The 23,709-nt window shown below is 60.9% G+C and carries 25 protein-coding genes; 7 read left to right on the forward strand and 18 right to left on the reverse strand.

What is annotated here, in order from left to right; all coding sequences use genetic code 11:
* Positions 1–78: 78 nt before the first annotated feature.
* The 16 genes from tilS to ruvC form a co-directional block, all read right to left on the reverse strand.
* Complete coding sequence (gene tilS, locus ACSV9I_RS11545) at positions 79–1,410, reverse strand: tRNA lysidine(34) synthetase TilS (RefSeq protein ID WP_438328987.1); 1,332 nt, start codon at positions 1,408–1,410, stop codon at positions 79–81.
* Entirely contained in the window at positions 1,410–2,390 is a 981-nt protein-coding gene (gene ybgF / locus ACSV9I_RS11550) for a tol-pal system protein YbgF (RefSeq protein ID WP_054157173.1), read from the reverse strand. The genes tilS and ybgF overlap by 1 nt, the downstream gene beginning before the upstream one ends.
* A 158-nt stretch (positions 2,391–2,548) precedes the next feature.
* Positions 2,549–3,088: a peptidoglycan-associated lipoprotein Pal gene (gene pal / locus ACSV9I_RS11555; RefSeq protein ID WP_054157174.1), complete on the reverse strand. Its 540-nt coding sequence runs from the start codon at positions 3,086–3,088 to the stop codon at positions 2,549–2,551.
* A 167-nt stretch (positions 3,089–3,255) separates the two neighbouring features.
* Positions 3,256–4,560, reverse strand: a complete 1,305-nt coding sequence (tolB, locus tag ACSV9I_RS11560) for a Tol-Pal system beta propeller repeat protein TolB (protein ID WP_438328988.1) — start codon at positions 4,558–4,560, stop codon at positions 3,256–3,258.
* A 24-nt stretch (positions 4,561–4,584) separates the two neighbouring features.
* Positions 4,585–5,661 (reverse strand): hypothetical protein, encoded by a 1,077-nt coding sequence (locus tag ACSV9I_RS11565; RefSeq protein ID WP_054157176.1) that lies wholly within the window; start codon positions 5,659–5,661, stop codon positions 4,585–4,587.
* A gap of 9 nt (positions 5,662–5,670) precedes the next feature.
* Positions 5,671–6,123 (reverse strand): protein TolR, encoded by a 453-nt coding sequence (tolR, locus tag ACSV9I_RS11570; RefSeq protein ID WP_054157177.1) that lies wholly within the window; start codon positions 6,121–6,123, stop codon positions 5,671–5,673.
* Between the two features lie 24 nt (positions 6,124–6,147).
* Positions 6,148–6,864: a protein TolQ gene (gene tolQ / locus ACSV9I_RS11575; RefSeq protein WP_054157178.1), complete on the reverse strand. Its 717-nt coding sequence runs from the start codon at positions 6,862–6,864 to the stop codon at positions 6,148–6,150.
* Between the two features lie 213 nt (positions 6,865–7,077).
* Positions 7,078–7,539, reverse strand: coding sequence for a tol-pal system-associated acyl-CoA thioesterase (gene ybgC / locus ACSV9I_RS11580; RefSeq protein WP_438328989.1), 462 nt, complete (start codon positions 7,537–7,539; stop codon positions 7,078–7,080).
* Positions 7,540–7,593: 54 nt separating this feature from the next.
* Positions 7,594–8,160, reverse strand: coding sequence for a DinB family protein (locus ACSV9I_RS11585; protein WP_438328990.1), 567 nt, complete (start codon positions 8,158–8,160; stop codon positions 7,594–7,596).
* Positions 8,157–8,666: an NUDIX hydrolase gene (locus ACSV9I_RS11590; RefSeq protein ID WP_438328991.1), complete on the reverse strand. Its 510-nt coding sequence runs from the start codon at positions 8,664–8,666 to the stop codon at positions 8,157–8,159. Before ACSV9I_RS11590 ends, ACSV9I_RS11585 begins: the two co-directional genes overlap by 4 nt.
* Positions 8,663–9,571: a metallophosphoesterase gene (locus ACSV9I_RS11595; protein ID WP_438328992.1), complete on the reverse strand. Its 909-nt coding sequence runs from the start codon at positions 9,569–9,571 to the stop codon at positions 8,663–8,665. Before ACSV9I_RS11595 ends, ACSV9I_RS11590 begins: the two co-directional genes overlap by 4 nt.
* Positions 9,572–10,612 (reverse strand): Holliday junction branch migration DNA helicase RuvB, encoded by a 1,041-nt coding sequence (ruvB, locus tag ACSV9I_RS11600; RefSeq protein ID WP_438328993.1) that lies wholly within the window; start codon positions 10,610–10,612, stop codon positions 9,572–9,574.
* 73 nt (positions 10,613–10,685) lie between these two features.
* The gene (gene ruvA, locus ACSV9I_RS11605) at positions 10,686–11,303 is read right to left on the reverse strand and encodes a Holliday junction branch migration protein RuvA (RefSeq protein ID WP_054157184.1); all 618 of its coding nucleotides are present in this window, start codon (positions 11,301–11,303) and stop codon (positions 10,686–10,688) included.
* Between the two features lie 21 nt (positions 11,304–11,324).
* Positions 11,325–11,741 carry a type II toxin-antitoxin system VapC family toxin gene (locus ACSV9I_RS11610; protein WP_054157185.1) on the reverse strand — a complete coding sequence of 139 codons (417 nt, stop codon included), beginning with the start codon at positions 11,739–11,741 and terminating at the stop codon, positions 11,325–11,327.
* A gap of 1 nt (position 11,742) precedes the next feature.
* Positions 11,743–11,994: an AbrB/MazE/SpoVT family DNA-binding domain-containing protein gene (locus ACSV9I_RS11615; protein WP_438328994.1), complete on the reverse strand. Its 252-nt coding sequence runs from the start codon at positions 11,992–11,994 to the stop codon at positions 11,743–11,745.
* Positions 11,995–12,052: 58 nt separating this feature from the next.
* The gene (gene ruvC, locus ACSV9I_RS11620; RefSeq protein WP_438328995.1) at positions 12,053–12,565 is read right to left on the reverse strand and encodes a crossover junction endodeoxyribonuclease RuvC; all 513 of its coding nucleotides are present in this window, start codon (positions 12,563–12,565) and stop codon (positions 12,053–12,055) included.
* A gap of 150 nt (positions 12,566–12,715) precedes the next feature.
* Here ruvC and ACSV9I_RS11625 point away from each other — a divergent pair, with 150 nt between their 5' ends.
* On the forward strand, positions 12,716–13,717 hold the full coding sequence (locus ACSV9I_RS11625) for an LLM class flavin-dependent oxidoreductase (protein ID WP_438328996.1): 1,002 nt from the start codon (positions 12,716–12,718) through the stop codon (positions 13,715–13,717).
* A gap of 185 nt (positions 13,718–13,902) precedes the next feature.
* A complete protein-coding gene (locus tag ACSV9I_RS11630; protein WP_054157189.1) occupies positions 13,903–14,739 on the forward strand; it encodes an outer membrane protein in 837 nt (278 codons plus the stop codon).
* Positions 14,740–14,862: 123 nt separating this feature from the next.
* On the opposite strand, the gene ACSV9I_RS11635 is transcribed toward ACSV9I_RS11630, so the two are convergent.
* Positions 14,863–15,855, reverse strand: a complete 993-nt coding sequence (locus ACSV9I_RS11635; RefSeq protein ID WP_438328997.1) for a transporter — start codon at positions 15,853–15,855, stop codon at positions 14,863–14,865.
* 253 nt (positions 15,856–16,108) lie between these two features.
* Here ACSV9I_RS11635 and ACSV9I_RS11640 point away from each other — a divergent pair, with 253 nt between their 5' ends.
* From ACSV9I_RS11640 to ACSV9I_RS11660, 5 genes are all read left to right on the forward strand, one after another.
* The gene (locus ACSV9I_RS11640) at positions 16,109–17,287 is read left to right on the forward strand and encodes a phosphoserine transaminase (protein WP_438328998.1); all 1,179 of its coding nucleotides are present in this window, start codon (positions 16,109–16,111) and stop codon (positions 17,285–17,287) included.
* Between the two features lie 87 nt (positions 17,288–17,374).
* Positions 17,375–18,970: a phosphoglycerate dehydrogenase gene (serA, locus tag ACSV9I_RS11645; RefSeq protein WP_054157192.1), complete on the forward strand. Its 1,596-nt coding sequence runs from the start codon at positions 17,375–17,377 to the stop codon at positions 18,968–18,970.
* Positions 18,971–19,192: 222 nt separating this feature from the next.
* Entirely contained in the window at positions 19,193–20,605 is a 1,413-nt protein-coding gene (locus ACSV9I_RS11650) for a cytochrome ubiquinol oxidase subunit I (RefSeq protein ID WP_438328999.1), read from the forward strand.
* A complete protein-coding gene (cydB, locus tag ACSV9I_RS11655) occupies positions 20,595–21,599 on the forward strand; it encodes a cytochrome d ubiquinol oxidase subunit II (protein WP_054157402.1) in 1,005 nt (334 codons plus the stop codon). Before ACSV9I_RS11650 ends, cydB begins: the two co-directional genes overlap by 11 nt.
* A 250-nt stretch (positions 21,600–21,849) precedes the next feature.
* Positions 21,850–22,869, forward strand: a complete 1,020-nt coding sequence (locus ACSV9I_RS11660; protein WP_438329000.1) for a TIM44-like domain-containing protein — start codon at positions 21,850–21,852, stop codon at positions 22,867–22,869.
* Between the two features lie 101 nt (positions 22,870–22,970).
* Here ACSV9I_RS11660 and ACSV9I_RS11665 read toward each other — a convergent pair whose 3' ends face one another.
* A complete protein-coding gene (locus ACSV9I_RS11665) occupies positions 22,971–23,555 on the reverse strand; it encodes a transglycosylase SLT domain-containing protein (protein ID WP_054157195.1) in 585 nt (194 codons plus the stop codon).
* Positions 23,556–23,709 lie beyond the last annotated feature (154 nt).

Here is a 23,709-nt window from a genome sequence, read left to right on the forward strand (position 1 = left end):
TTACCAGATAACATAGGAGCGCTCCGCCCGGTTGCCAAGGCAAACCGACCTTCCCCCGACGTTTTCCGTCAATAACTCCTAAATTGGACAGAAAGGCGTCTCGTCGCGGCCGACCAGGCGATCGATCGCCCGAGCAAGTGGCAGATCGAAATCCGGCAGCATGTGGTCGAGAAGCGCGATGTGGAGATTGGACCGGACCTGACCGGGTTCGGCCAGCGGATTGCCTTGAAAATCATGGAAAAACGGGTGGGTGCCGGCCAATGCGGCCTTAACCGTGCCGGGCAGGCTCGGGTCATTGATCGGGGCGTTGCCGGCTGCGATGTGCAGATCGACCGCGCCCAGATTGTCGAGCTTATACCGGCCGTCCCAGAGGACCGAAGTGCCGGCGGGGAGGGGGAGCGGCAAAAGACCGCGCCTCTCGCGCAGACAAAAGAGGTCGTTTCGGCGTCTGACAAAGAGCGCACCGGCCAGTGTGAGGCGAAAGTCCTGTCCCGCATCCAGCGCTGTCATCAGCCGATCCATGCTGTCGGCCTGTGGACGATGCGAACGTCCGCCGGCGATGGCTGCCAGTGTCGACAGGGCATGGCGGCGGGCTGGGTCGTCAGCGATCCCGGCGGCGGGCGGCGAGGGGAGGCCTATACGAAAGACATAATCGCCGAGCCTCTCGACTGTCTCCTGCAGCCAGTCAGCTGTGGCCCTGCACAGTGCCCGGCGGCTTGCGGCTGCGCTGGCAATGATGGTCTCATCGAAGGGGAGAGCATCGCGCCGGACGCGCACGCGCTCATAGCGGGGATCTTCATTCGTGGGGTCATCCAGCCATTCCGCAGCTTGTTGGCGAAGCGCAACACGGATGGCTTCGCGGCGGACTCCGAGAAGTGGTCTCAGAATCCAGTGTCGGCGGCCGTAGAGGGTGGCCGGTGCCATTCCGGCAAGGCCGAGGCCTGATGTTGCAGCGCGTTCGGCGCGCATGCGCACAGTCTCGATTTGGTCATCCAGGGTATGGCCGGTGAGGATTGCGTCGGCTCCCATCCGCTCGGCGGCTTCCGAAAGCAGGCGATAGCGTGCGTCACGGGCGGCGGCGGGAATGCCTGTTTTCGGCTTGGCACCGGTCCAGTCGAGGATGTCGTGGGGGATGTCGAGGCTTTTGCAGAGATCCGCGACCCAGCGGGCCTCTTCGGTCGAGCCCTGGCGGAGACGATGGTCGACAGTGGCGGCGACGAGGCGGTGGTCTCGATGTGACGTGCGCAGGAGGTTTTTGAGAAGGATCAGCAGCCCGGTCGAGTCACTGCCACCGGAAATGGCGACCAGCAGCGTGGCTGGTGTCTTCAGAGACGAAAGGAAGGCCGAAAGGGCGGCCTCGGGTGAAGATGGTCTGCCGGTCGTGGCCGTCTCTGCGGCCGCGGCAGACATCAGCAGCCGAGCCGCTTCTGCTCGCTCGCGACCTTGGAAACAACGGCACGGGAGGCTTTGGGGTAACGCTTGCTGACCTCGCGAAGCGTGGCGCAGGCGGTTTCATTGTTGTCGAGGGCGGCCAGCGACATGCCGAGCTTGAGCAGCATTTCCGGTGCCTTGGGCGAGGAACTGTAGGTCTGGTGGGCGTTCAGGAAGGTCTTTGCGGCTTCACTGAAATTGCCTTGCGAATACAGGGCTTCGCCGAGCCAGAAGTTTGCGTCTGCAACCTTGGCGCTGCTTGGATAAGCATTGATGAAATCGCGGAATTCGCTTTCGGCCAGCGAGTAATCACCGGAGAGCACGTGGGCATAGGCGACCTGGTAGACGTCGTCTTCTGCGCCGAGCGAGGCTGACTGGGTGTTGCGGGTTGAAGGAGCAACCGTGGTCCCCGAATCAACACCGGGCAAAGCCGCGGAATTGCTGCCGGCATCGCCATTCAGGATTGCCGTCTTCGGCATGCCGTTGGCGTCGAGCTCGATCGAGCCAAGCGTCTGCTCGGCCGGCGCGCCTGTTGATGGGGTGGCGGCGCCGGCGGATGCGCCGGCGTCGGGGGTGTCGGTGATGATTTCAGCGACCGAATCCTGATCGCTGCCCGGATTGACCGGTCGGGTCAGCGAGCCGCTCTTCTTCTCCAGATCCTGGAAGCGGAATTCATTGTCTTCCTGCTGCTTGCGGATCTGTTCCTGCATCTGCAGCAGCTGGAAGCTCATCTCTTCGATGCGGCCGTTGAGGCTGCGGATTTCCTCTTCGAGCTGCTGGACGCGGATCGATGGGTCGGAGACCTGTGCCATCTGGACTTCTGCGCGTGGTGCAGATTTCGGCTCAGCCTTCTGCTCGCCGACGGAGAGACCCGGAAACAGCTGGAACGCGAACGCTCCCCCGCCCGATCCCGCCAAAGCGGCCGACGCGAGCAGTGCGGCCATCACAAGTTTCTTCATATTCCTTTTCCTGTTTTCTCGATCAAGGGCGCCGAACCGGCGCAGACAGGAGTTTTTCCAATTGGCTGCAAAAAGCAACCGAGTTCGGCCAAAGTAAGGTGAAAAGAAAAAGGCGCCGCACGCGGCGACGCCTTTGATTTTGTCGAAGGCTTTAAGCCTTACATTCCGGCGCCACCGAGAACGGTGACCGCGCGACGGTTCTGCGACCAGCACGAGATGTCGTCGCAGACGGCGACCGGGCGTTCCTTGCCGTAGGAGATCGTCTTCAGACGCTGTGCCGGCACGCCGCGCTGAGCGAGATAATCGCGGGTCGCTGCTGCACGGCGAGCACCGAGGGCGAGGTTGTATTCGCGGGTGCCGCGTTCGTCGGCATGGCCTTCGATCGTGATCGCGTAGTTGGGGTAACGAGCCAGCCACTGGGCCTGACGGTCGAGCGTCTGGGCAGCGTCCGCGCGGATCGAAGTCGAGTCGGTGTCGAAGAAGATGCGGTCACCGACATTGACCGTGAAGTCCTGTGCGGAACCCGGGGTCGCGGCACCTGCGCCGCCGGCGCCGAGGCCGAGTTCACCGGCGCTGTTGGGCAGGTTCTTCTTGTTGGCGCAGCCAGCCAGGGCGAGCGTCATCATGAGAGCGACCATCGCAGGATTGGTGGCCAGCTTCTGCAGACGGCTCTTGGCCGGGGTGTCGATACGGCTCATCGCCAGTCTCCTTGAATTCTTGGTTAGGGTTGCCGGACGATAACCAATCGCGGTTAAGCGGCTCCAAACAATCATGGTTAACAAAGCGTGAAATCACTGCAAAGTCAGGTCGATTGAGACCCGTTTAAGGCAAGAAAGAGGCGCAAATGCGCCTCTTTTAGAACTTGCTACTCCATGAGCGGGGACCATGCCGGGTCTGACGCGAAGGAGGGGGTCTTGATCGCCTGCTCGTTGTATCCGGTCAGGTCGATCGAGTAGAGCTGCGGCCCGCCGGCGCCGGCATTCTGCCGGAAGAACATCAACACGCGACCGTTTGGCGCCCAGGTCGGGCCTTCGTTGTGGAAGCCGGTGGTGAGGATACGCTCGCCCGATCCGTCGGTCTTCATCACGCCGATCGAGAACTTGCCGCCCGACTGCTTTGTGAAGGCGATCAAATCACCGCGAGGAGACCAGACCGGGGTCGAATAGGACCCGTCGCCGAAGGAGATGCGGCGCTGCCCGGATCCATCTGCACTCATGACGTAAAGCTGCTGACGTCCGCCGCGGTCGCTTTCAAAGGCGATCTGGCTTCCATCGGGCGAGTAAGAGGGCGAGGTGTCGATGGCGGCGGTCGAGGTCAGGCGGGTGGTCGTGCGCGAGCGCAGGTCCATCGTGTAGATGTTGGCATTGCCGTCCTGCTGCAGACTCATGATGACGCGCTGGCCATCGGGCGAGAAGCGTGGGGCAAAGGTCATGCCGGGGAAATTGCCGACCACTTCACGCGAACCGGTTTCCAGCTGCAGAAGATAGACGCGCGGCTGGTCGCCCTCGAAGGACATGTAGGTGATTTCCTGACGGTTCGGCGAGAAGCGCGGCGTCAGCACCAGATCCTTGGAATTGGTCAGCGGACGCATGTTTTCGCCGTCCTGGTCCATGATCGCAAGCTGACGCTTGCGGTCTGTCTTCGGGCCGCTTTCGGAGACGAAGACGATGCGCGTGTCGAAATAGCCCTTTTCACCGGTGATGCGCTCATAGATCGCATCCGAGATGATGTGGGCAACGCGACGCCAGTTCTTCGGATCCGTATAGAACTGCTGTCCGAGCATCTGCTGGCCGCCAAAAACGTCCCAGAGGCGGACTTCGGCGCGAAGGCGGCCGTCGGCTTCCTTGGTGATGCGGCCGACGACGAGGGCTTCGGTCTTGAGGACCTTCCAGTCCTCGAAGCGCGGCGGCTGGTCGGGATTGGAGATCTTTTCGATGAATGCCGCACGGTTGACCGGCGCAAAGAGGCCCGAACGCTTCAGGTTCGCCTCGATGACCTGCGAGATCTGCGCACCGACGCCGTCATTGGAGACGAAGTCCGATACGGCGATCGGGAGCGGCTGGACATTGCCGCGGTTGATGTTGATTTCGACGGCGGCATAGGCTGGTGCAACGAAGGCACCGGCAAGGCCGGCACAGACCAGCAGAAGTCCGAGTAGATTTTTTTTCATGCTATCCAAGCCTTTTTTCAGCTCTTACATCAATTCGCTGGGATCGAAGTTGACCACAACTTCGGACCAGGCATCGTATTTGTCCCGTGGCAGATTGGAGAACGGGGCAGACTTGCGAACGGCACGCACAGCGCCGCTCATGAGAACCTGTTGTGCCGTCGGCGAGCCGCCGGTGGCTGTCGCTTCCGGTTCGCCGATCAACTCGCCATTCTGATCGAGGCGGAAGGACACGCGAATCTGCACATCCTCAGCATCTGCCATGCCGGGTGTGATCAGCCAGTTTTCCTGGATCACGCCGCGCAGGGCGTCGAGTTCACTCTGGCTCAGCGTCGAGCCGCCGGTGTCCGTCTCGCCGCCGAGTGCGGCCTGATCGGTCGAGCGTTTCGCGCCGCCGCCGGAGGCATCGGTCTTGTTCAGGAGGGCTGCGACTTCGTCGGCATTGAAATCGCTCTCCATCTGCTTCTTGGCAGAGGCGGTTTCCTGCTTCTTGTCAGCCTTCTTGGCGTCAGACTTTGCCGTCTCTTTCTTTTCCGGCTTCTTTTCAGCCGGCTTGGCAAGTTCCGGCTCGGGGCGTGCGGCTGGTACCGGCGCCTTCTCGGGCAGGGGAATTTCTTCCGCAGCGGCCTGTTCGACAGGCACGGGCTCTTCCGGCTTGGGCTCCGGCGGTGGTGTTTCGGCGGGCTTGGCCTCAGGCGTTGGCGGCGGCGCCGTTTCTTCCGGCACCACTTCCTTCACTTCGTTCGGCTTGGCATCATTCGGCGGCACAGGGGCTTCGACGGATTTCGGCGCGGCCGCGACTTCCTTCTCGACGGGACGCTGTGTTGGCGTCGGCGGTGATTTCAGATCAACCTGGTTGTCGCCGAAGTTCTCAGCCGGCTCTGCGATCGGCGGCTTTTCGGTCGGAACCGGTGCCGATTTCTCCGCCATCGGGGCTTCCTTGTCGCCCTTCTGGATCTGGGTGAATTCCTCGATCGGAACGATGCTGACCGGAAGCGTCTCCATGTTCACCATGTCCAGCTTTTCCGGCGAGCCTAGTGTCACCAGCGTCGCTGCGAGCGCCACTCCATGCAGAAAAGTCGATGTGAAGAGACTCGCCTTCATGTCGCCCGATCAGTTCTTCTGTTCCTGCGAAGTGACAAGGCCGATATTGGTGTAACCGGCGGCGGAAATGCGTGCCATGACCTGCATGACGATGCCATAGGTCGCGGCGGTGTCGGCGCGGACGAAGATGCGTTCGCTATAGCCTGTGGTGGCGATGGCCTGCAGTTTCGGCACGACTTCGTCGATGGCGATGGCCGATTCCTGAAGATAGATCTCGCCGGCCGGATTAACCGAAACCGTGATCGGCTGGGTATCTGTATTGAGAGCGCCTGCCTGCGTCTGCGGCAGGTCGATCGGCACGCCGACGGTCATCATCGGGGCAGCAACCATGAAGATGATGAGCAGAACGAGGACGACGTCGACGAAAGGCGTGACGTTGATTTCGCTGACGAGGGCCTTTCGACCGCCGCGGCGTCCGCGGCGTCCGCCGCCCTTGCCCCCTGATCCGACTGACATACCCATGTTAAGTCTCCTGTCGCCGAGCCGTTACTGCGCCGCCTGGCGCGGCTGCAGCTTCTCGTCGATCTGGCGCGAAAGAATGGCAGAGAATTCGTCGGCGAAGCCTTCCATGCGGGCGGTCAGCTTGCCGGCTTCTCCGGAGAACTTGTTGTAGGCGATGACGGCCGGGATAGCGGCAACCAGACCGATGGCGGTGGCGAGCAGCGCTTCGGCAATACCCGGTGCAACAACTGCGAGGCTGGCGCTGTTCGAGCCGGCAATGGCCTGGAAGGAGGTCATGATACCGACAACGGTACCGAAAAGGCCGATGAACGGTGCGGCAGAGCCGATGGTGGCGAGCGAGGACAGACGTGCTTCCAGTGTTTCGGTTTCACGCGCCAGCGTCACATCCATGGCGCGGTCGATACGCATCTGAAGGCCGATCGGCGAGCGGGCGCCGCGTTCGAAGCTCTTCTTCCATTCGCGCATGGCAGCGACGAACATGGAGGCGAGACCGGTATTGCTGCGCTCGGAAAGGGTCCGGTACAGTTCTTCGAGGGACTGGCCGGACCAGAAGATCTGCTCGAACTGGTCGAACTGGCGGCGGGCACGGGCATAGCTCAGATACTTGTCGATGACGATCGCCCAGGTCCAGATAGAGGCCGAAATCAGCCCGAGCATGACAAACTTCACGATCAGGCCAGCCTGCATGAACAGGCCCCACAGGCTCACGTCATGGGCTGCTGCCATTCCAACTTGTTCCATCGCCTTCACTTTCCCGAAATCCAAACGCCCGGTGGGTGAAACCGGGCGGTGACTGAGCTGTTACTGGTGGAAGAACGCGGCAGCCGCCGCCGAAACCCTTTTTCCGCCTTAGCTCCCCAGAATGCCTTCTGAGATGAAAATTTGGTCAAAGGAAGGCGTGCAGCGCACAAACTTCCAGTGCGCGAGTAAGACCCCATTATGGTTAAAACTGTGTTACGAAACGGGAGTTTCAATCCCCGTGCGGAACTGTTCTGCCAGCCCCTCCGGCAAACGTCTCGGTTTGCCATGACGGTTGACAACGGCAATGACCACTTTCGCAGCAATCAGCAGGCGGTCATCGCGCCCGATCTGCTGGGCGAGAATCATCTTCGCGCCGCCGGCCCTTTCGGTTCGTGTCGTGACGGTGATGAGGTCATCCATGCGGGCAGGGGCCTTGAAATCGATCTCCATGCGATGAACCATGAAGGCGAGGCCTTCGTCCGATGTCTCATAGAGTGCTGATTGCTCGACGCCGACGCAGCGGAGATAATCGGTGCGGGCGCGTTCCATGAAATGCAGATAGCGCGCATGATACACCGCACCGGAGAAGTCGGTGTCTTCGTAGTAAACCCGCTGCACCAGATGGTGCACGCCGTTGATGATCTCGCCGGAGAGGGGAAATCTCGGGATTGTCATGGATTTCTCCTGTCGAGGGTTTGCGCGCGGGCGAGGGGCTAACCGATCCGACCCTTACCTGTCCAGCATCATGAGGGTGGTTTCGTCGATACCAAGTCGCTGCATCACGTCCAAACGATTGGCAGCATCATCTGCGACGATGAATTCATCGAGTTGAGGCGGGGCCACCGATGTGCCGGACAGCATGGCATGGGCCTGGCCGCGATGATGAGTCTGATGCTGGAAGAGATGCGACAGGACGTCGTCCAGGCGTTCGATCTGGATACGGTCTGTCCTGTGAATGCGCACAGGCTCTCTCAGATTTGCGGCTCCGAGGGCCAAACAGAAGTCGAGCAGGTGCCGGTCCGACTTCACCTGTGCCGCCCGCAATTCGCCCTGCGTGTTGAACGGGATCTCGTTCGCCCAGGCTTTCGGTCCCAGATCGCCGCCCAGAAGGGCGTCAATATAGAACCAGTCGATGATCAGGATATGATTGAGTGTTGCGCAGAGCGACGGGAAGAAGCCGGTCCTCGGCGCTTCGAAGTCTTCACCGGAGAGCTTGGCGACCGCGTCATGCAGCCTGTCATTGGCGAACAGGTTGTTATAGGCCAGCTTTCTGAAACTCCGGGTCGGATCGGTCATTTCAGGTCAAGATCTCCATCGTGCCAGATGATGTGTTTTGGCGATTGCGGCAGGGTCTCGATTTCGTCGGCAATGAAGTATGGCGGAATATCGAGCCGCTTCAGAGCCTCACCGGTCGCCGGCACCCATTTGAACTCGAGTGCGTTTTTGCCATCCTGGATATGATGCACGATGTCAGTGGGATGGAAAGGAAAACGATCCGGAATTTCCATCAGGTAGTAGAGGCCGAGTTCGTGCCAGGCCTTGCCTTCGTAATCGAAGAAGTTCTCGACGATCCAGAGCAGGCGCTCGATCTTCGCTTCGACCTGCAGTTCTTCCATCATCTCGCGGCGGAGCGTCTCCTGCGAGGTCTCGCCGATCTCGGCCCGACCGCCAGGGAATGTCCAGAAGGCCTCATGGGTTGCGCGATGCACCAGAACATGGCCATCCCGAAAGGCCAGGCCCGCAATGCGGTGATTGAACCGGCGCTTGCCATCCTTGATGGTGATCAGGGTTCGGGAGGTCATGCGGTGTCTCCAAGCTCGATAGCCAAGATCTCCGGCCATGTGCCGACGCGCACCGGAAGGACCGAACATCCGAGGCCGCCCGATACGATCAGGTCACGGCCCTCTTCGCGGAAGTGGCCGCGTGGGTAACGCGCCGACCCCTTCGACGCGGAAATCGGGCGCCAGCCGAAGATGTTGACCTGGCCGTTATGGGTGTGGCCGGACAGGGTGAGGCTGACGCGATCGTCGACCTCCGGGAAAATGTCGGGTTCATGGGCCATCAGGATGACCGGGGCATCGTCGTTGATCGAAGCAAGGGTGGCGGGGAGGTCGTGAATGCCGATGGCCTCAGGGCGCTTGTAGCGGGAGCCCGGTCTGAGTGCGAGCTGATCGCCAAGCCCCGCAAGCCAGAAGCGCTGGCCATCCTTTTCGAGAAAAATGGCGCCGTTGACCAGGACATTGATGCCGACATTTTCCAGAGCGCTTTGCGCAATGGTCTTGCCGGTACCTTCCTTTTGAAAGCGCAAATCCTCCCAGTAATCGTGGTTGCCGAGAACTGCATGCACGCCAAGGGGTGCCTTGAGGCTTGAAAGCGCCCGTGCCCAGTCCCCGGAGTGTACCTCGTCGGTCATCATGTTCATACCACGCGCATAGTCGCCGAGCAGCAGCACGATGTCGGCTTCAAGCGCATTGGCCTGGCTGCAGATGCTCCCGATCCGCTCCGGCGTCATCCAAGGATCGCAGGCATGGAAATCGGCCAGAACCGCTATCTTCAGTCGCAAGCCCTTTGGCCAGCGTGCAGGCGTCAGGCGGTAGGGTGTTACCTTTGGCTTGCCAAAAACCTCGACAAAGGGATAGGCCGCTGTCGCCATCGCTGCGGATAAACCGGCAATGGCGAGCTTGAGAAACATGCGTCGTCCCAGCACTCAATCATCCTCAAGCGTCAGGCGAAACTGGGCGGCTTCGAGATCCTTGGGCGGGGTCATGCCGAGATGCTTCCATGCGGTCGCGGTCAAGACGCGGCCACGCGGCGTGCGCTGGATAAAGCCCTGCTGGATCATGTAGGGCTCGATGATGTCTTCGATGGCATCACGCGGTTCGGAGAGACCGGCGGCAATCGTTTCGATACCAACAGGCCCGCCGCCGAAATTGACGGCGATCATTTTGAGATAGCGCATGTCGAGCTGGTCGAGGCCCATATTGTCGACGTTAAGGCGTGTCAGTGCTTCGTCTGCAATCACCTTTGTGACGGCTTCGGCACGCGCAACTTCGGCGAAATCGCGCACACGCCGCAGAAGGCGGCCGGCGATGCGGGGCGTGCCGCGGGCGCGGCGGGCAACTTCGCGGGCGCCGTCATCGGTCATCGGCAGGTTGAGCAGGCGGGCGCCGCGGCGGACAATCGATTCCAGTTCCTCGACGGTATAGAAATTCAGGCGAACCGGAATGCCGAAACGGTCACGCAGCGGCGTGGTCAGGAGGCCGAGACGGGTGGTGGCAGCCACGAGCGTGAACTTCGACAGGTCGATCTTGACCGATCGCGCAGCCGGGCCTTCGCCAATGATCAGGTCGAGCTGAAAATCTTCCATCGCCGGATAGAGGATTTCCTCGACGGCGGGGCTCAAGCGGTGGATTTCGTCGATGAAGAGCACGTCGCGCTCTTCAAGATTGGTGAGGAGGGCTGCAAGGTCGCCAGCCTTGGCGATAACGGGGCCGGAGGTTGAGCGGAAATTGACTCCGAGTTCCTTGGCCATGATCTGGGCAAGCGTGGTCTTGCCAAGGCCGGGCGGGCCGACAAAGAGCACATGATCCAGCGCCTCGCCGCGGTTCTTCGCCGCCTCGATGAAGATCTTCAGGTTGGCGCGTGCCTCTGCCTGGCCGGTAAAATCGTCGAGCGTTTGCGGGCGCAGTGCCGCATCGAGATCTTCGCCACGCTTTTCTGGCGTCAGGATGGGGTTATTGGTGATCATGCGAGGATTTCCATGCGGATCGAGCCGGACTGCTTCGTTTTCTTATACCGACATTGCTGCCGCAGACCAATTCTCACCGTGAAAGCTCCTTCAGCCCCAACCGGATCAGCTTCGCGCTGTCGGCGCCTTCGCCGCCATTCTTCAATGCAGCCGCTACGGCGTTTGCGGCCTGATCGCGGGAATAGCCAAGATTGGTGAGTGCCGAGACGGCATCGGCGACGGGGGCGGAGGCGACGCCTTCGCCGATCTCCTGCTTGAGGCCAATCGTGCCGGAGGCCTCGCCGGCAAAGGCGGGCGCCTTGTTCTTGAGTTCAGTGACGAGCCGCAACGCAACCTTGGGGCCAACGCCGGGGGCGCGGGAAATGGCAGCCTTGTCCTGCAGGGCAATGGCATTGGCGAGGTCCGACGGGGGAAGGGTGGAGAGGACGGCAAGCGCCACCTTCGCGCCGACGCCCTGCACGCTTTGCAACAGGTTGAACCATTCGCGCTCCAGCGCGCTCATGAAGCCGAAGAGCTTCAACTGATCCTCGCGCACATAGGTCTCGATGAAAAGCACTACGGCCTCACCGGCCGAGCCAATGCGCGAAAGCGTGCGGGCCGAACAATGCGCGACGTAGCAGACGCCATGGACGTCGACGAGCACATAGTCGTCGCCGATTTCGTCAATGGTGCCTTTGAGTTTGCCGATCATGGGAGGTCCGCGTCGAAAGAGTTACAGGGGATGGGTTTCAGGCGAGATGATGTCGAGGTCGGGGAAGTAGGTGCGGTAGCCTTTCGGGTCGCGGGTCAGGACCTTGTGGCCCCGAATGGCTGCATGCGCACCGATCAGAAAATCCGGCAGCACACGATCGCGCCCACCACCGGCCAGTTTGTAGATCCGGAATGCACGACCGGCGGCGAAGGCGGCGGCCCAGGGGAGGTTCTCGCGGCGGAATTCACTTTCGGGCAGCAGTTCGTCGACTTCCTCGCGGTTGGTATAGCGCACGGAAAATTCGGAATAGATGATGGGGTTGATCAGAAGCGGTTCGGCCCGCCCCAGTTTCAAAAGCTGGTTCCTGGACCAGGTCAGCCATGCGGGATCGCGCACCGCTATATCCACCAGCACGTTGGTATCGACCAGAACGGCCATGTCAACGATCCCGGGTCATGTGCATCAGCGTATCTGCGTCGATGTCTGCGGCGCCTGTTCCTTCCAGCGCTTCGAGGGTCTTCAGTAGGCCTGCCAAGCGGACGCGTTCCTGAATAGCCTCCGGGCTGTTCTTGGCGGATAGCATCAGACGCCCGTCTTCCACGGTGAAGACCACTTCCGAATTCGGTTCGATGCCGACGAGCTCGCGCAGGTCGCGGGGAATGGTCACTTGACCCTTGGATGATACGCGCATGGCCTTGCTCCTTCGCAGGTAAGAATAATTCCTACCGGCAGAACAAGTCAAGAACAAATCAGGCGGAGGCCAGCACCTTGCGCATGCGGTCACCGCCGCGATTGTGGGCGTGGCAGATGGCGATGGCGAGCGCGTCGGCGGCGTCATTGCCCTTGAATTCGGCCTTGGGCATCAGGATTTTCAGCATCATGTGGATCTGTTGCTTTTCGCCATGGCCGACGCCAATCACGGCTTTCTTCACCGCATTCGGGGCGTATTCTGCCACCGGCAATCCGGCGCGGGCTGGCACCAGCATTGCGATGCCACGGGCCTGGCCGAGCTTCAGCGTCGCCACTGCATCCTTGTTGACGAAGGTCTGTTCGACAGCGGCCTCATCCGGCTTGTAGGTATGCACGACTTCGGAAAGCCCGTCATGCAGCTGGCAGAGGCGCGATGCGAGATCCATGTCACCGTCCGAGGTCACGGTGCCCGAGCCGACAAAACGGAGCGAGTTGCCGAGCGTCTCGATCACGCCCCAGCCGCAGCGGCGCAGGCCCGGATCGATACCAATGATGCGAATCGTGGAGGTCATGGGCTATCCTAGTGCAATCGTTGCGATCTGTGCCAGCCAAATGTGAACAAACCAAAAACATCCGAAGTGATTATAATTTAATATCATCACCTCTTGGGTGCGGCGTCCGCACTGCCTACATGAGTGGAAACGACACGCAGGACCGATGCCATGATCCCCTTTTCCATTCTCGACCTCTCGCCGATTTCCGAAGGTCACAGCGCTTCCGAAGCGCTCGATGCCTCGCTGAAGCTGGCGCAGACGGCGGAGGCGCGTGGATACAATCGCTTCTGGCTGGCCGAGCATCACGGCATGCCTGGCATTGCCAGTGCGGCGACTGCCGTGGTGATCGGGCATGTCGGTGCGGGCACCAAGACGATCCGGATCGGGTCCGGCGGCATCATGCTGCCCAATCATTCTCCGCTGGTCATCGCAGAGCAGTTCGGCACGCTGGAGGCGCTGTTTCCCGGCCGTGTCGATCTCGGCCTTGGCCGCGCGCCGGGGACCGACATGCGCACGGCGCAGGCGTTGAGGCGCAATCTGGATGCCGGAGCGGAGAGCTTCCCGCATGATATTCTGGAATTGCAAAAGTTGCTGGGCGAGCCGGACGAGGGGCAGGCCCTGCTCGCTGTTCCCGGTATGCGCAGCCATGTCCCGATCTGGCTTCTCGGGTCCAGTCTCTATAGCGCGCATCTCGCTGCCGCATTGGGGCTGCCTTATGCCTTCGCCTCGCATTTTGCGCCCGATCAATTGCTGGATGCCGTTGAGATCTACCGCGAGCGCTTCCAGCCGTCCGCGACGCTTGAAAAGCCGCATGTGATGGTTGGGGTCATGGCAGCCCTTGCCGAAGACGACGAGACGGCCCGTCATTATTTCACCTCGGCGCAGCAGCAATTCGTCAATCTGAGGCGCAATATCCGGCGCGCCTTCCCGCGACCGGTGGACAGTATGGACGGCGTCTGGACGGATATTGAGCGTGTCAATGTGGAGCACACCTTGCGCTATGCGCTCGTTGGCTCGCGCCAGACGGTGGCTGGCAAGCTGGATACGTTCCTGAAGGCGGTGCAGCCGGATGAGTTGATCGTCTCGATGCCGATCCACGATGTCGCAGCGCGGCTGAGATCCGTCGAGTTGCTTGCGGATGTGCGCCAAGGGGTTCAGTTGGCCGCCTGAGGGTGCATTTCGCTGGCGGCATGCCCGAATGAAAAAGCGTCATGGTAAGTAAATCGCCAATGGTCACAGTTAACACGCGTAGTTAAGCGGGACTTAACTTTTCATCTTCATGATCCAGGCAATTCAGAAGGTCGGGCGGGTGCTCGCCTGATGCAACCACGCTGGGATTTTTGGAGTATCCTGCCATGAAGATGAAACTTCTCGCCATTGCTGTGGCTTGCCTTTCGGCCGGCACGGCATCCTATGCCGCAGACCTTTACCAGCCCGAGCCGCAACCGCAGCCCGTCTATGACGCCCCGGAAGTTGAAGTGTCCGAGGCGTCCGGGTGGTATCTGCGTGGCGATCTGGGCTACAATTTCCAGAAGCTTCGCGGCGCGGAATACTTCCAGGGTTCGAATGGCAACCTTGTTGACTTCACCACGGCATCCATCAAGGACAGCTTCTCTGTCGGCGGCGGTGTCGGTTACCAGGTCAACAGATATCTGCGCACCGATCTGACCTTCGACTACATGGCCAAGGCTGACTTCAATGGCTCGACGACCGGTTCCTGCGGTGTCGCCGTCGCTTGTACATCAACGGATGTCGCGGCGATGAGGGCCTATAGCCTGATGGCCAACGCCTACCTGGATCTGGGCTCCTATGCCTATTTCACGCCGTATGTCGGTGCCGGTGTCGGTGGCTCCTACGTGAAGTGGGACAAGCTGAACAACACCTCCTGCGAAACAGCGGATCCGACGAATTGCGACCCGACCGAAGAGCATAGCGGCCGCGGCAGCTGGCGCTTTGCCTATCAGCTGATGGCTGGTGCCTCGATCGACGTCACCTGCAACGTCAAGGCCGATGTCGGTTATCGTTTCCGCCACACGCTGGGCGGCGATATGTTCGGCTTCCAGAACAGCGGCGGTCCTGGCTATGACAAGGGCTTCTACAGCCATGGTCTGCATGCCGGTGCTCGCTACGTCTTCGGCGGCTGCGAAGAGCCGGTGGCCTATGAGCCGCCGCAGCAGCTCGTCTACAAATAATCTCTCGACAACGATCCAGACAAAGGGCTGCCTCCGGGCAGCCCTTTTTCGTTTCAGGCGCTATCGTTCTGATTTTACAGCATTGTCCGACGCGGAAGCGATCCCGCTTCGGCTGGAAATGCTCTAGAGAATGCCTGTTCGCCTGAGAATGAGCCAGGAGAGGAAAATCGATATCAGGATGAAGCCGAAGGCAGAGAGCGTGCCGTGTGCGCCATCCGAGAAGGGAAGGGCCGTGGTGTTCATGCCAAAGAAGCCCGTCACCAGCGACGGCGGCAGCAGCAGGGCGGTCATTAGGGACAGGATATAGAGATGTCGGTTCGTCTCGGCGCTCTGCTTGGAATCGAGTTCTTCATGCAGAAGCCTTGCGCGATCCGCGAGCGCGGAGACGTCCTGATCCACCGTCTCCAGGCGCCCCGCGAGGCGGACGAGACTGTCTTCGACGCCATCTGGCATTTCGTCGTCGTCGGTCGCTGCGGCCCGGCGCATGATCAGCAGCATGGTTCGAAGATGGCGATGCAGCCGCACGATCAGCCGCCGGATCGGGGTCAATCGACGGCGCTCATCGCGCATTTCGCTGCCATAGACATGGTCTTCAATCTGGTTCAGTTCTTCCGTCAGCTCCAGCACCACGGCGATCATTCCGCGTTGGAACTCCGCGACCAGCACCTCAAAGATCTGCAGTGGCGCTGCATAGCGGCTGGTGTTCTTTTCGACCGCCGCACGAACCTTGTCCACCGATCGGATCGGTTGCAGCCGTGTGGTGATGATGAAGGTGTCCGAGAGCGCAAAATGCAGCCAGCCGATGTCGCGGGTCGCTGCGTCGAACTCGCGTTGGAAGTCGATCAGCGTTCCGAAGATCAGCTTTTCGTCCACGGCAAGCGCTGCATGGGTGTCATGGGTCGTCAGTGCGGCGATGGCCTGTGGCGTCAGGCCCGGGAATTGCTCCAGAAATCCGGCAACGCGACCATCTGCTAGGTTGAGGTGGATCCAGACGAAGCCGCCGCCCGTCATGACGTCCGCCATGCGGCATTCGGGCGAAAGTCGCTCTCCTCTTGAGCCAGGTTTGATGCGGTAGGCCCAGACGAGGCCGGGAATGGGGCTGCTCAACGGAAACATCGGTCTATGAACTTTCTACCCGTGCGCGGGCCTCAACAGCACCAGCGTCGAAAATCGCAGATGCGCTTTCCACATGACGGCTTGATGACGCCGGATGCCGCGCTTGGGATGCTGCGTCGCGTCTGGCGCGGACGGGATAAAAATTTTTCTTATCGCGACGCGACCCCGCTTGACTGGGATCGGCGACAAGAGTAGTTCCGACGGCGGGACACCTCTCCCCAACGAGAGGCTAATTACCTGGAAGGGTATCTATATGGCTGATATCGTCGCCCCCGCCGCGCGTCCGGCAAACACGCATTTTTCGTCTGGCCCTTGCTCGAAGCGCCCCGGTTGGTCGCTCGACGCTCTCTCCGATGCCCCGCTCGGTCGTTCGCACCGCGCCAAGGTTGGCAAGGAAAAGCTGAAACTGGCCATCGACCTGACCCGCGAAATTCTGAACGTTCCCGCTGACTACCGCATCGGCATTGTTCCGGCCTCCGACACGGGCGCCGTTGAAATGGCCATGTGGTCGCTGCTCGGCGAGCGTGGCGTGGACATGCTCTCCTGGGAAAGCTTCGGCGCCGGCTGGGTCACCGATGTGGTGAAGCAGCTGAAGCTTGCCGATGTCCGCAAGTTCAACGCCGATTACGGTCTTCTTCCTGATCTCGCCGCCGTCGATTTCGACCGCGACGTCGTCTTCACCTGGAACGGCACGACGTCTGGCGTGCGCGTTCCGAACGCCGACTTCATCCCTGCCGATCGCAAGGGCCTGACCATCTGCGATGCCACCTCGGCAGCCTTCGCACAGGACCTCGACTTCTCCAAGCTCGATGTCACGACCTTCTCCTGGCAGAAGGTTCTGGGCGGCGAGGGCGGTCATGGCGTGATCATCCTCAGCCCCCGCGCTGTCGAGCGTCTGACGACCTATGTTCCGGCCTGGCCGCTGCCGAAGATCTTCCGCATGACTTCGGGCGGCAAGCTGATCGAAGGCATCTTTGTTGGTGAGACGATCAACACCCCGTCGATGCTGTGCGTCGAAGACTATGTCGATGCACTGAAGTGGGCAAAGTCGATCGGTGGCCTCGAAGCCTTGATCGCCCGTGCCGATGCCAATGCCAAGGTGATCTTCGACTTCATCGAGAAGAACGACTGGATTGCCAATCTGGCTGTCGATGATGCGACACGTTCGAACACGTCCGTTTGCGTCAAGATCGTCGATCCCGAGGTGACCGCGCTCGATGCCGATGCCCAGGCAGCCTTTGCCAAGGGCATTGCCAGCATTCTCGAAAAGCAGGGTGTCGCCTTTGACATCGGCGCTTACCGCGATGCGCCGGCCGGCCTTCGCATCTGGGCCGGTGCAACCATCGAGACCGCAGACATGGCGGCGCTGATGCCGTGGCTTTCCTTCGCCTATGAGACGCAGAAGGCGTCTCTGGCCAAGGCTGCCGCCTGATCCATGCCGATACCGGCTCCGCCCTTTTGGCGGAGCCCGCAATTCCCTCATCATTTCTGAAACGAACTCTTTGAAGGAGGCCTCGTCATGGCACCTCGCGTTCTCGTATCCGACGAACTGTCTGAAACCGCCGTCCAGATCTTCCGCGACCGTGGCGTGGAAGTGGATTTCCAGCCGAAGCTCGGCAAGGACAAGGAAAAGCTCGCCGAAATCATCGGCAATTACGATGGTCTGGCCATCCGTTCCGCCACCAAGGCGACGGAAAAGCTGATCGCCGCTGCGACCAACCTGAAGGTCATCGGTCGCGCCGGTATCGGCGTCGACAATGTCGATATCCCGGCTGCCTCCAAGCGCGGTATCATCGTGATGAACACGCCGTTTGGCAATTCGATCACGACGGCTGAACACGCCATTGCCCTGATGTTCGCCGTTGCCCGCCAGCTGCCGCAGGCCGATGCCTCGACCCAGGCCGGCAAGTGGGAAAAGTCGAAGTTCATGGGTGTCGAAATCACCGGCAAGACGCTCGGCGTCATCGGTGCCGGCAATATCGGCGGCATCGTCTGCAAGAAGGCGATCGGCCTTGGCATGCATGTCATCGCTTACGACCCCTTCCTGTCGGTTGAGCGCGCTCAGGAAATGGGCGTTGAGAAGGTCGAACTCGACGACCTGCTCGCCCGCGCTGATTTCATCACGCTGCACGTGCCGATGACCGACAAGACCCGCGGCATTCTTGGCCGTGACAACATCGCCAAGACCAAGAAGGGCGTTCGCATCATCAACTGCGCCCGTGGCGGTCTGGTCGATGAGGCAGCCCTTGCCGACGCCATCAAGTCCGGCCATGTCGCCGGTGCCGGCTTCGACGTCTTCGAAGTCGAGCCAGCAACGGAAAGCCCGCTGTTCGGCCTCGACAATGTTGTCTGCACGCCGCATCTGGGCGCCTCCACCACGGAAGCCCAGGAGAATGTCGCGCTGCAGGTGGCCGAGCAGATGTCGGACTATCTGATCAAGGGTGCCGTTTCGAACGCGATCAACATGCCGTCGATCACGGCTGAAGAGGCCCCGATCCTGAAGCCCTTCATCCGTCTCGCCGACGTGCTGGGTTCGTTCGCCGGCCAGATGACCGAAGACCCGATCAAGGAAATCGAAATCCTTTATGACGGCGTGACCTCGACCATGAACACCAAGGCACTGACGTCGGCGCTGCTGGCCGGCCTCATCCGCCCTCAGGTGTCGGACGTCAACATGGTTTCGGCACCGGTCATGGTGAAGGAAAAGGGCGTCATCGTTGCCGAGGTCAAGCGCGACAAGACGGGTGTCTATGATGGCTACATCAAGCTCACCGTCACCACCGACAAGCAAACGCGTTCGGTCGCCGGTACGGTCTTCTCGGATGGCAAGCCGCGCTTCATCCAGATCAAGGGCATCAACATGGACGCCGATGTCGGCGCCAACATGATCTACATTTCCAACACCGACGTTCCCGGCATGATCGGCTTCATGGGCACGACGCTCGGCAATGCCAAGGTCAACATTGCCAACTTCCAGCTCGGTCGCGACCAAGAAGGTGGCGACGCCATCGCGCTTCTTTACGTCGACGGCCCGGTCGAACAGGCCGTGCTCGACCAGCTGACCGCAAACCCTGCCATCAAGCAGGCGAAGCCGCTGGTGTTCAACGTCGACTGATCTTGTCTCAGGACAGGGAAATTCCAAACGGCGCGGGATCAAACCCGCGCCGTTTGCGTTTGGCTGCCTGAGAGCAAACCGGCCTATCGCCATATCAGAAAACCCATATGCGTTGACTTGCCGCATGGCGGGTTGACGCATGGCGGGTTGTCGCATTGTCTTGGCGCCAGCACGCTATAATTGATCGTTGTCATCTCGGGAGGAAGAAAGGGACTTCGAACCATGTTCGAAAATTTCGATGCACAACTCCTGGCGCGCATTCAGTTCGCCTTCACCGTCTCCTTCCACATCATCTTTCCGGCCTTTTCCATCGGGCTTGCCAGTTATCTGGCTGTGCTCGAAGGCCTTTATCTGTGGAAGAAGGACAAGGTCTATCTGGAGCTTTTCGATTTCTGGAAGACGATCTTTGCCGTGGCCTTCGGCATGGGTGTCGTCTCCGGCATCGTGATGTCCTATCAATTCGGCACCAACTGGTCGGTCTTCTCCGACAAGGCGGGCCCGGTCATCGGTCCCTTGATGGGGTATGAAGTGCTGACCGCCTTCTTCCTGGAGGCCGGCTTCCTCGGCGTCATGCTGTTTGGCCGCCACCGCGTCGGGCCGGGGCTGCATTTCTTTTCGACCCTCATGGTCGCCATCGGTACATTGATCTCGGCCACCTGGATCCTTTCGGTCAATTCGTGGATGCAGACACCGGATGGTTTTGCGATGAACGAGGTCGGCCAGTTCGTGCCGGTCGACTGGTGGAAGATCGTCTTCAATCCGTCCTTCCCCTATCGTCTGACGCATATGGTGATCGCGGCCTATCTCACCACCGCCTTCGTCGTCGGTGCGGTCGGCGCCTGGCATCTGCTGCGCGGCACGGCACCCCGTCGTGCGGGCGTCATGTTCTCCATGGCCATGTGGATGGCGGCGATTGTTGCGCCGATCCAGATCGCAGCCGGCGATGCGCATGGTCTCAACACTCTGGAGTATCAGCCGGTCAAGGTCATGGCCATGGAAGGCCATTTCGATAGTCATCCGGAAGGCGCCCCGCTCATCCTGTTTGGCATTCCGAACACCGAGGAAAAGCGGATCGACTATGCGATCCAGATCCCGAAGCTGTCGAGCCTGATCCTGAAGCATGATCTCAATGCCCCGCTCGACGGCCTCGACACCATTCCCGACGACAAGGAGCCACCGGTTGCCATCGTCTTCTGGTCCTTCCGCGTCATGGTGGCGATCGGCTTTGCCATGCTTGGGGTTGGTGTGTTCAGCCTCTGGTGTCGCTGGAAGGGCTCTCTCTACGAGAACCCCTGGCTGCACCGTGTCGCGCTGATCATGGGCCCCTCAGGTTTTGTCGCGGTGCTTGCCGGCTGGATCACCACGGAGGTCGGCCGCCAGCCCTACACGGTCTATGGCCACCTGCTGACGGCGGACTCGATCTCGCCGATTGCGGCACCGGCCGTCGCGGCTTCGCTGATTGCCTTTATCATCGTCTATTTCATCGTCTTCGGGGCAGGGACCTTCTACATCCTGCGGCTGATGGCACGTTTGCCGCGCGATCCGATGCCGGATCTCGACGACGGCCCGATCCGCACATCCGGCATCACGCCGGCAGCGCAGACCGGACATCATGGAGGCCAGCATGGTCATTGATCTTCCCTTCGTCTGGGCCGGCATCATTGCCTTTGCGGTGCTCGCCTATGTCATCCTTGACGGCTTCGATCTCGGCGTCGGCATTCTCTTCCCGTTCTTCCCGGAGAAGCACGACAAGGATCTGATGATGAACTCGGTCGCCCCGGTCTGGGACGGCAATGAGACCTGGCTGGTGCTGGGGGGCGGCGGGTTGCTTGCCGTCTTTCCGCTTGCCTATGCGACCATCCTGCCGGCGCTTTATGCGCCCCTGATCCTCATGCTGCTCGGGCTGATCTTCCGGGGCGTCGCGTTCGAATACCGCTGGCGGACGCAAAGGGCTGAATATTTGTGGAACTGGGCCTTTGCCGGCGGCTCCATGATCGCGGCCTTCTTTCAAGGCGTGGCGCTCGGTGCCCTGGTGCAGGGCATTCCAGTCACCGACCGTGCCTATTCCGGCGGCTGGTGGGACTGGCTGACGCCTTTCTCGCTGGCGACAGGCGCTGCCCTTCTCGTCGGTTACGGCCTGCTTGGTGCCACCTGGCTGGTGATGAAAACCAGTGGCGAGCTTGCGGAACGGGCCAAGGTCTTTGCCTACTGGCTTGCCTTCGGCACGGTGGGCGCGATGGGGATCTTCAGCCTGTGGACGCCCTTCCTCGAGCCGCTCTATCTGGAGCGCTGGTTCGGCTATCCGACCATGGTCTTCTCGGTCATCGTGCCGGTTCTGGTCCTCGGTTGCCTCTGGATCATCGTCTCCGGCCTTAAGAGCGGGCGCGACATCCAGCCGTTCCTCGCCGCACTCGGCCTGTTCGTGCTCGGTTATCTCGGCATCGGCATCAGCTTCTATCCCTATATCGTGCCGACATCGCTGACGATCTGGGAGGCGGCAGCCCCTGACGAGAGCCTGTCCTTCCTGCTCTATGGCGCGGTGGTGCTGGTGCCGATGATCCTCTGCTACACGGCCTATGCCTATTGGGTTTTCCGCGGCAAGCTCAACCCGGATGAGGGGTATCACTGATGGATCAGAAGCCGCTCGCCAACCGGCTCCTGTGGTTCTTCGGTCTCTGGGTCGCCGGTGTTGCCACGATCACGGTGGTTGGTCTGATCATCAAGTTCTGGCTCGGCGCCTGACCCGGAAATTCTCCGGTCACCGGAAATTCAATGGAAAAGTGACCGCCCTGCCTTCAAAAGAGGCCGGGCGGTTTCCATATGGATACCATCTGCCTTTCAAAGGCACAGACAAAGTCTCGAGGAGGACAACGATCCCAATGCGGCAATACGGCAAGATATTCGCGACACTCGCGCTCGGCATGATGGTCACGCTGACGGCGGTTGATTTCGCCGAAGCGCGGCGCGCCAGCGGCGGTTTCGGCAGCCGCGGTACGCGCACCTTCAACCAGCCGGCCGTGACGCGGACGGCACCGACACCGGCCGCACCAATCGAGCGGACCATGACGCCGCGCACCAACACCAATCAGCCAGGCGCCACCTCGACGGCAGCGAACCAGGCAAGCCGTCCCGGCGGCCTTTTCGGTGGTCTGGCCGGCGGCCTGATGGGCGGCCTTCTCGTCGGCGGCCTCTTCGGCATGCTGATGGGCACCGGCTTTGGCGGCGGCTTCGGCTTCCTGGGTCTGTTGCTGCAGGGCTTGCTGATCTTCTTCCTGATCCGCTTTGCCATGCGCATGTTTGCCAATCGACAGCCGGCCGCTTCCGGGGCCGGCAACGCGCCCGGCATGGGCGGCTTGGGTGGTTTCGGCGGCTTGTCGCGTGACAATCAGGCGGGCGGCACTGGTCGCCCAAGCTTCCAGATCCCCAGGATCGGCGGCGGGTCTGCTGCGTCCGCGTCCACTGCTCGTGCGGGCCAGACCGACGAACTCGGCATCGGCCAGCCGGATCTCGAGCGTTTCGAGCAGTTGCTGAAAGAGATGCAGGCGGCCTATGCGGCGGAAGATTATGCCGGTTTGCGGCGGATCACCACGCCGGAAGCCATGTCCTATCTTGCCGAGGAATTGAGCGAGAATGCCACCAAGGGCGTCAAGAACGTGGTGCGTGATGTGCATCTCGTACAGGGTGACGTTTCGGAAAGCTGGCGCGAGGACAAGGCGGATTATGCGACCGTTGCCATGCGCTACGAGGCGGTGGACTACCTCGTCGATCGGCAGACCAATGCGCTGATCAAGGGGAGCGACCAGACGCCGGGCGAGTCCGTCGAGCTCTGGACCTTTGTTCGCCGTCCGGGCACGCAGTGGCAGATTTCTGCAATCCAGGGTTTGAACGACGCTGAATAAGCGACTGTTTAGCCAAGCATATCAGGCATGAATTGAAGAAGCCGGCCCGCAAGGGCCGGCTTCATCCATTTTCTCAAGAGAGCAGGCAGTGCCTGAGGCGATCAGCCCGGGCACTGCTGCAATTGCTTGGCATAGGTATAGGTGATTTCGTTGAAGCGCTTGGCGCCACGCAGTGCTTCCGGGCGGTTCTTGTAAGCGCCGCGCAGATATCCGGTCAGGCCTGAATGATAGGCCAGATAGAGATTGTAGGGGTCGTTCAGCGGGATCTTCAGCTTGTCCGCCGTCTCGCGGTGATACCAGCCGATGAAGCGGATGGCGTCGGCAAAATCGGTGCGGCGGGCGCTCCAGCGGCCGGTCTCGCGCTGGTAGCGATCCCAGGTGCCATCGAGCGCCTGGGAGTAGCCATAGGCCGACGACTGGCGCTTGCCGGGAATGAAGCCGAGGATCATCTTGCGCGGCGGCTTGGCGTTGTGGCGGAAACTCGATTCCGTATAGATCGTCGCCATCAGGATCGGTACCGGCACGCCATATTCGCGCTCGGCGGCAATGGCGGCTTTGCGCCAGTTGTCGAAGAACCCGTCACGCTGCTCGAAGATCGCGCAGGCATTGCGGGTCTGGGATGGTGGTTTGGCACAGGCCGACAGCATCAGCATGACGCCGAGCGTGGAAACTAGAGCGGTACGCATAACAAAACCTCGCTTCTCGACCGCCATCCTATTCACTAAAATTTAACGAAAGGTTGTCCGATCGGGGGTGATCTTTCATCCCCATGAATGGGGCCTATGAATGGGGCCATGAATGGGGTGACCCCTCGACTTTCACTCCTCCACAATGAGGCGT

It is taken from the genome of Rhizobium sp. G187 (assembly GCF_051549525.1).
GTDB lineage: Bacteria > Pseudomonadota > Alphaproteobacteria > Rhizobiales > Rhizobiaceae > Allorhizobium.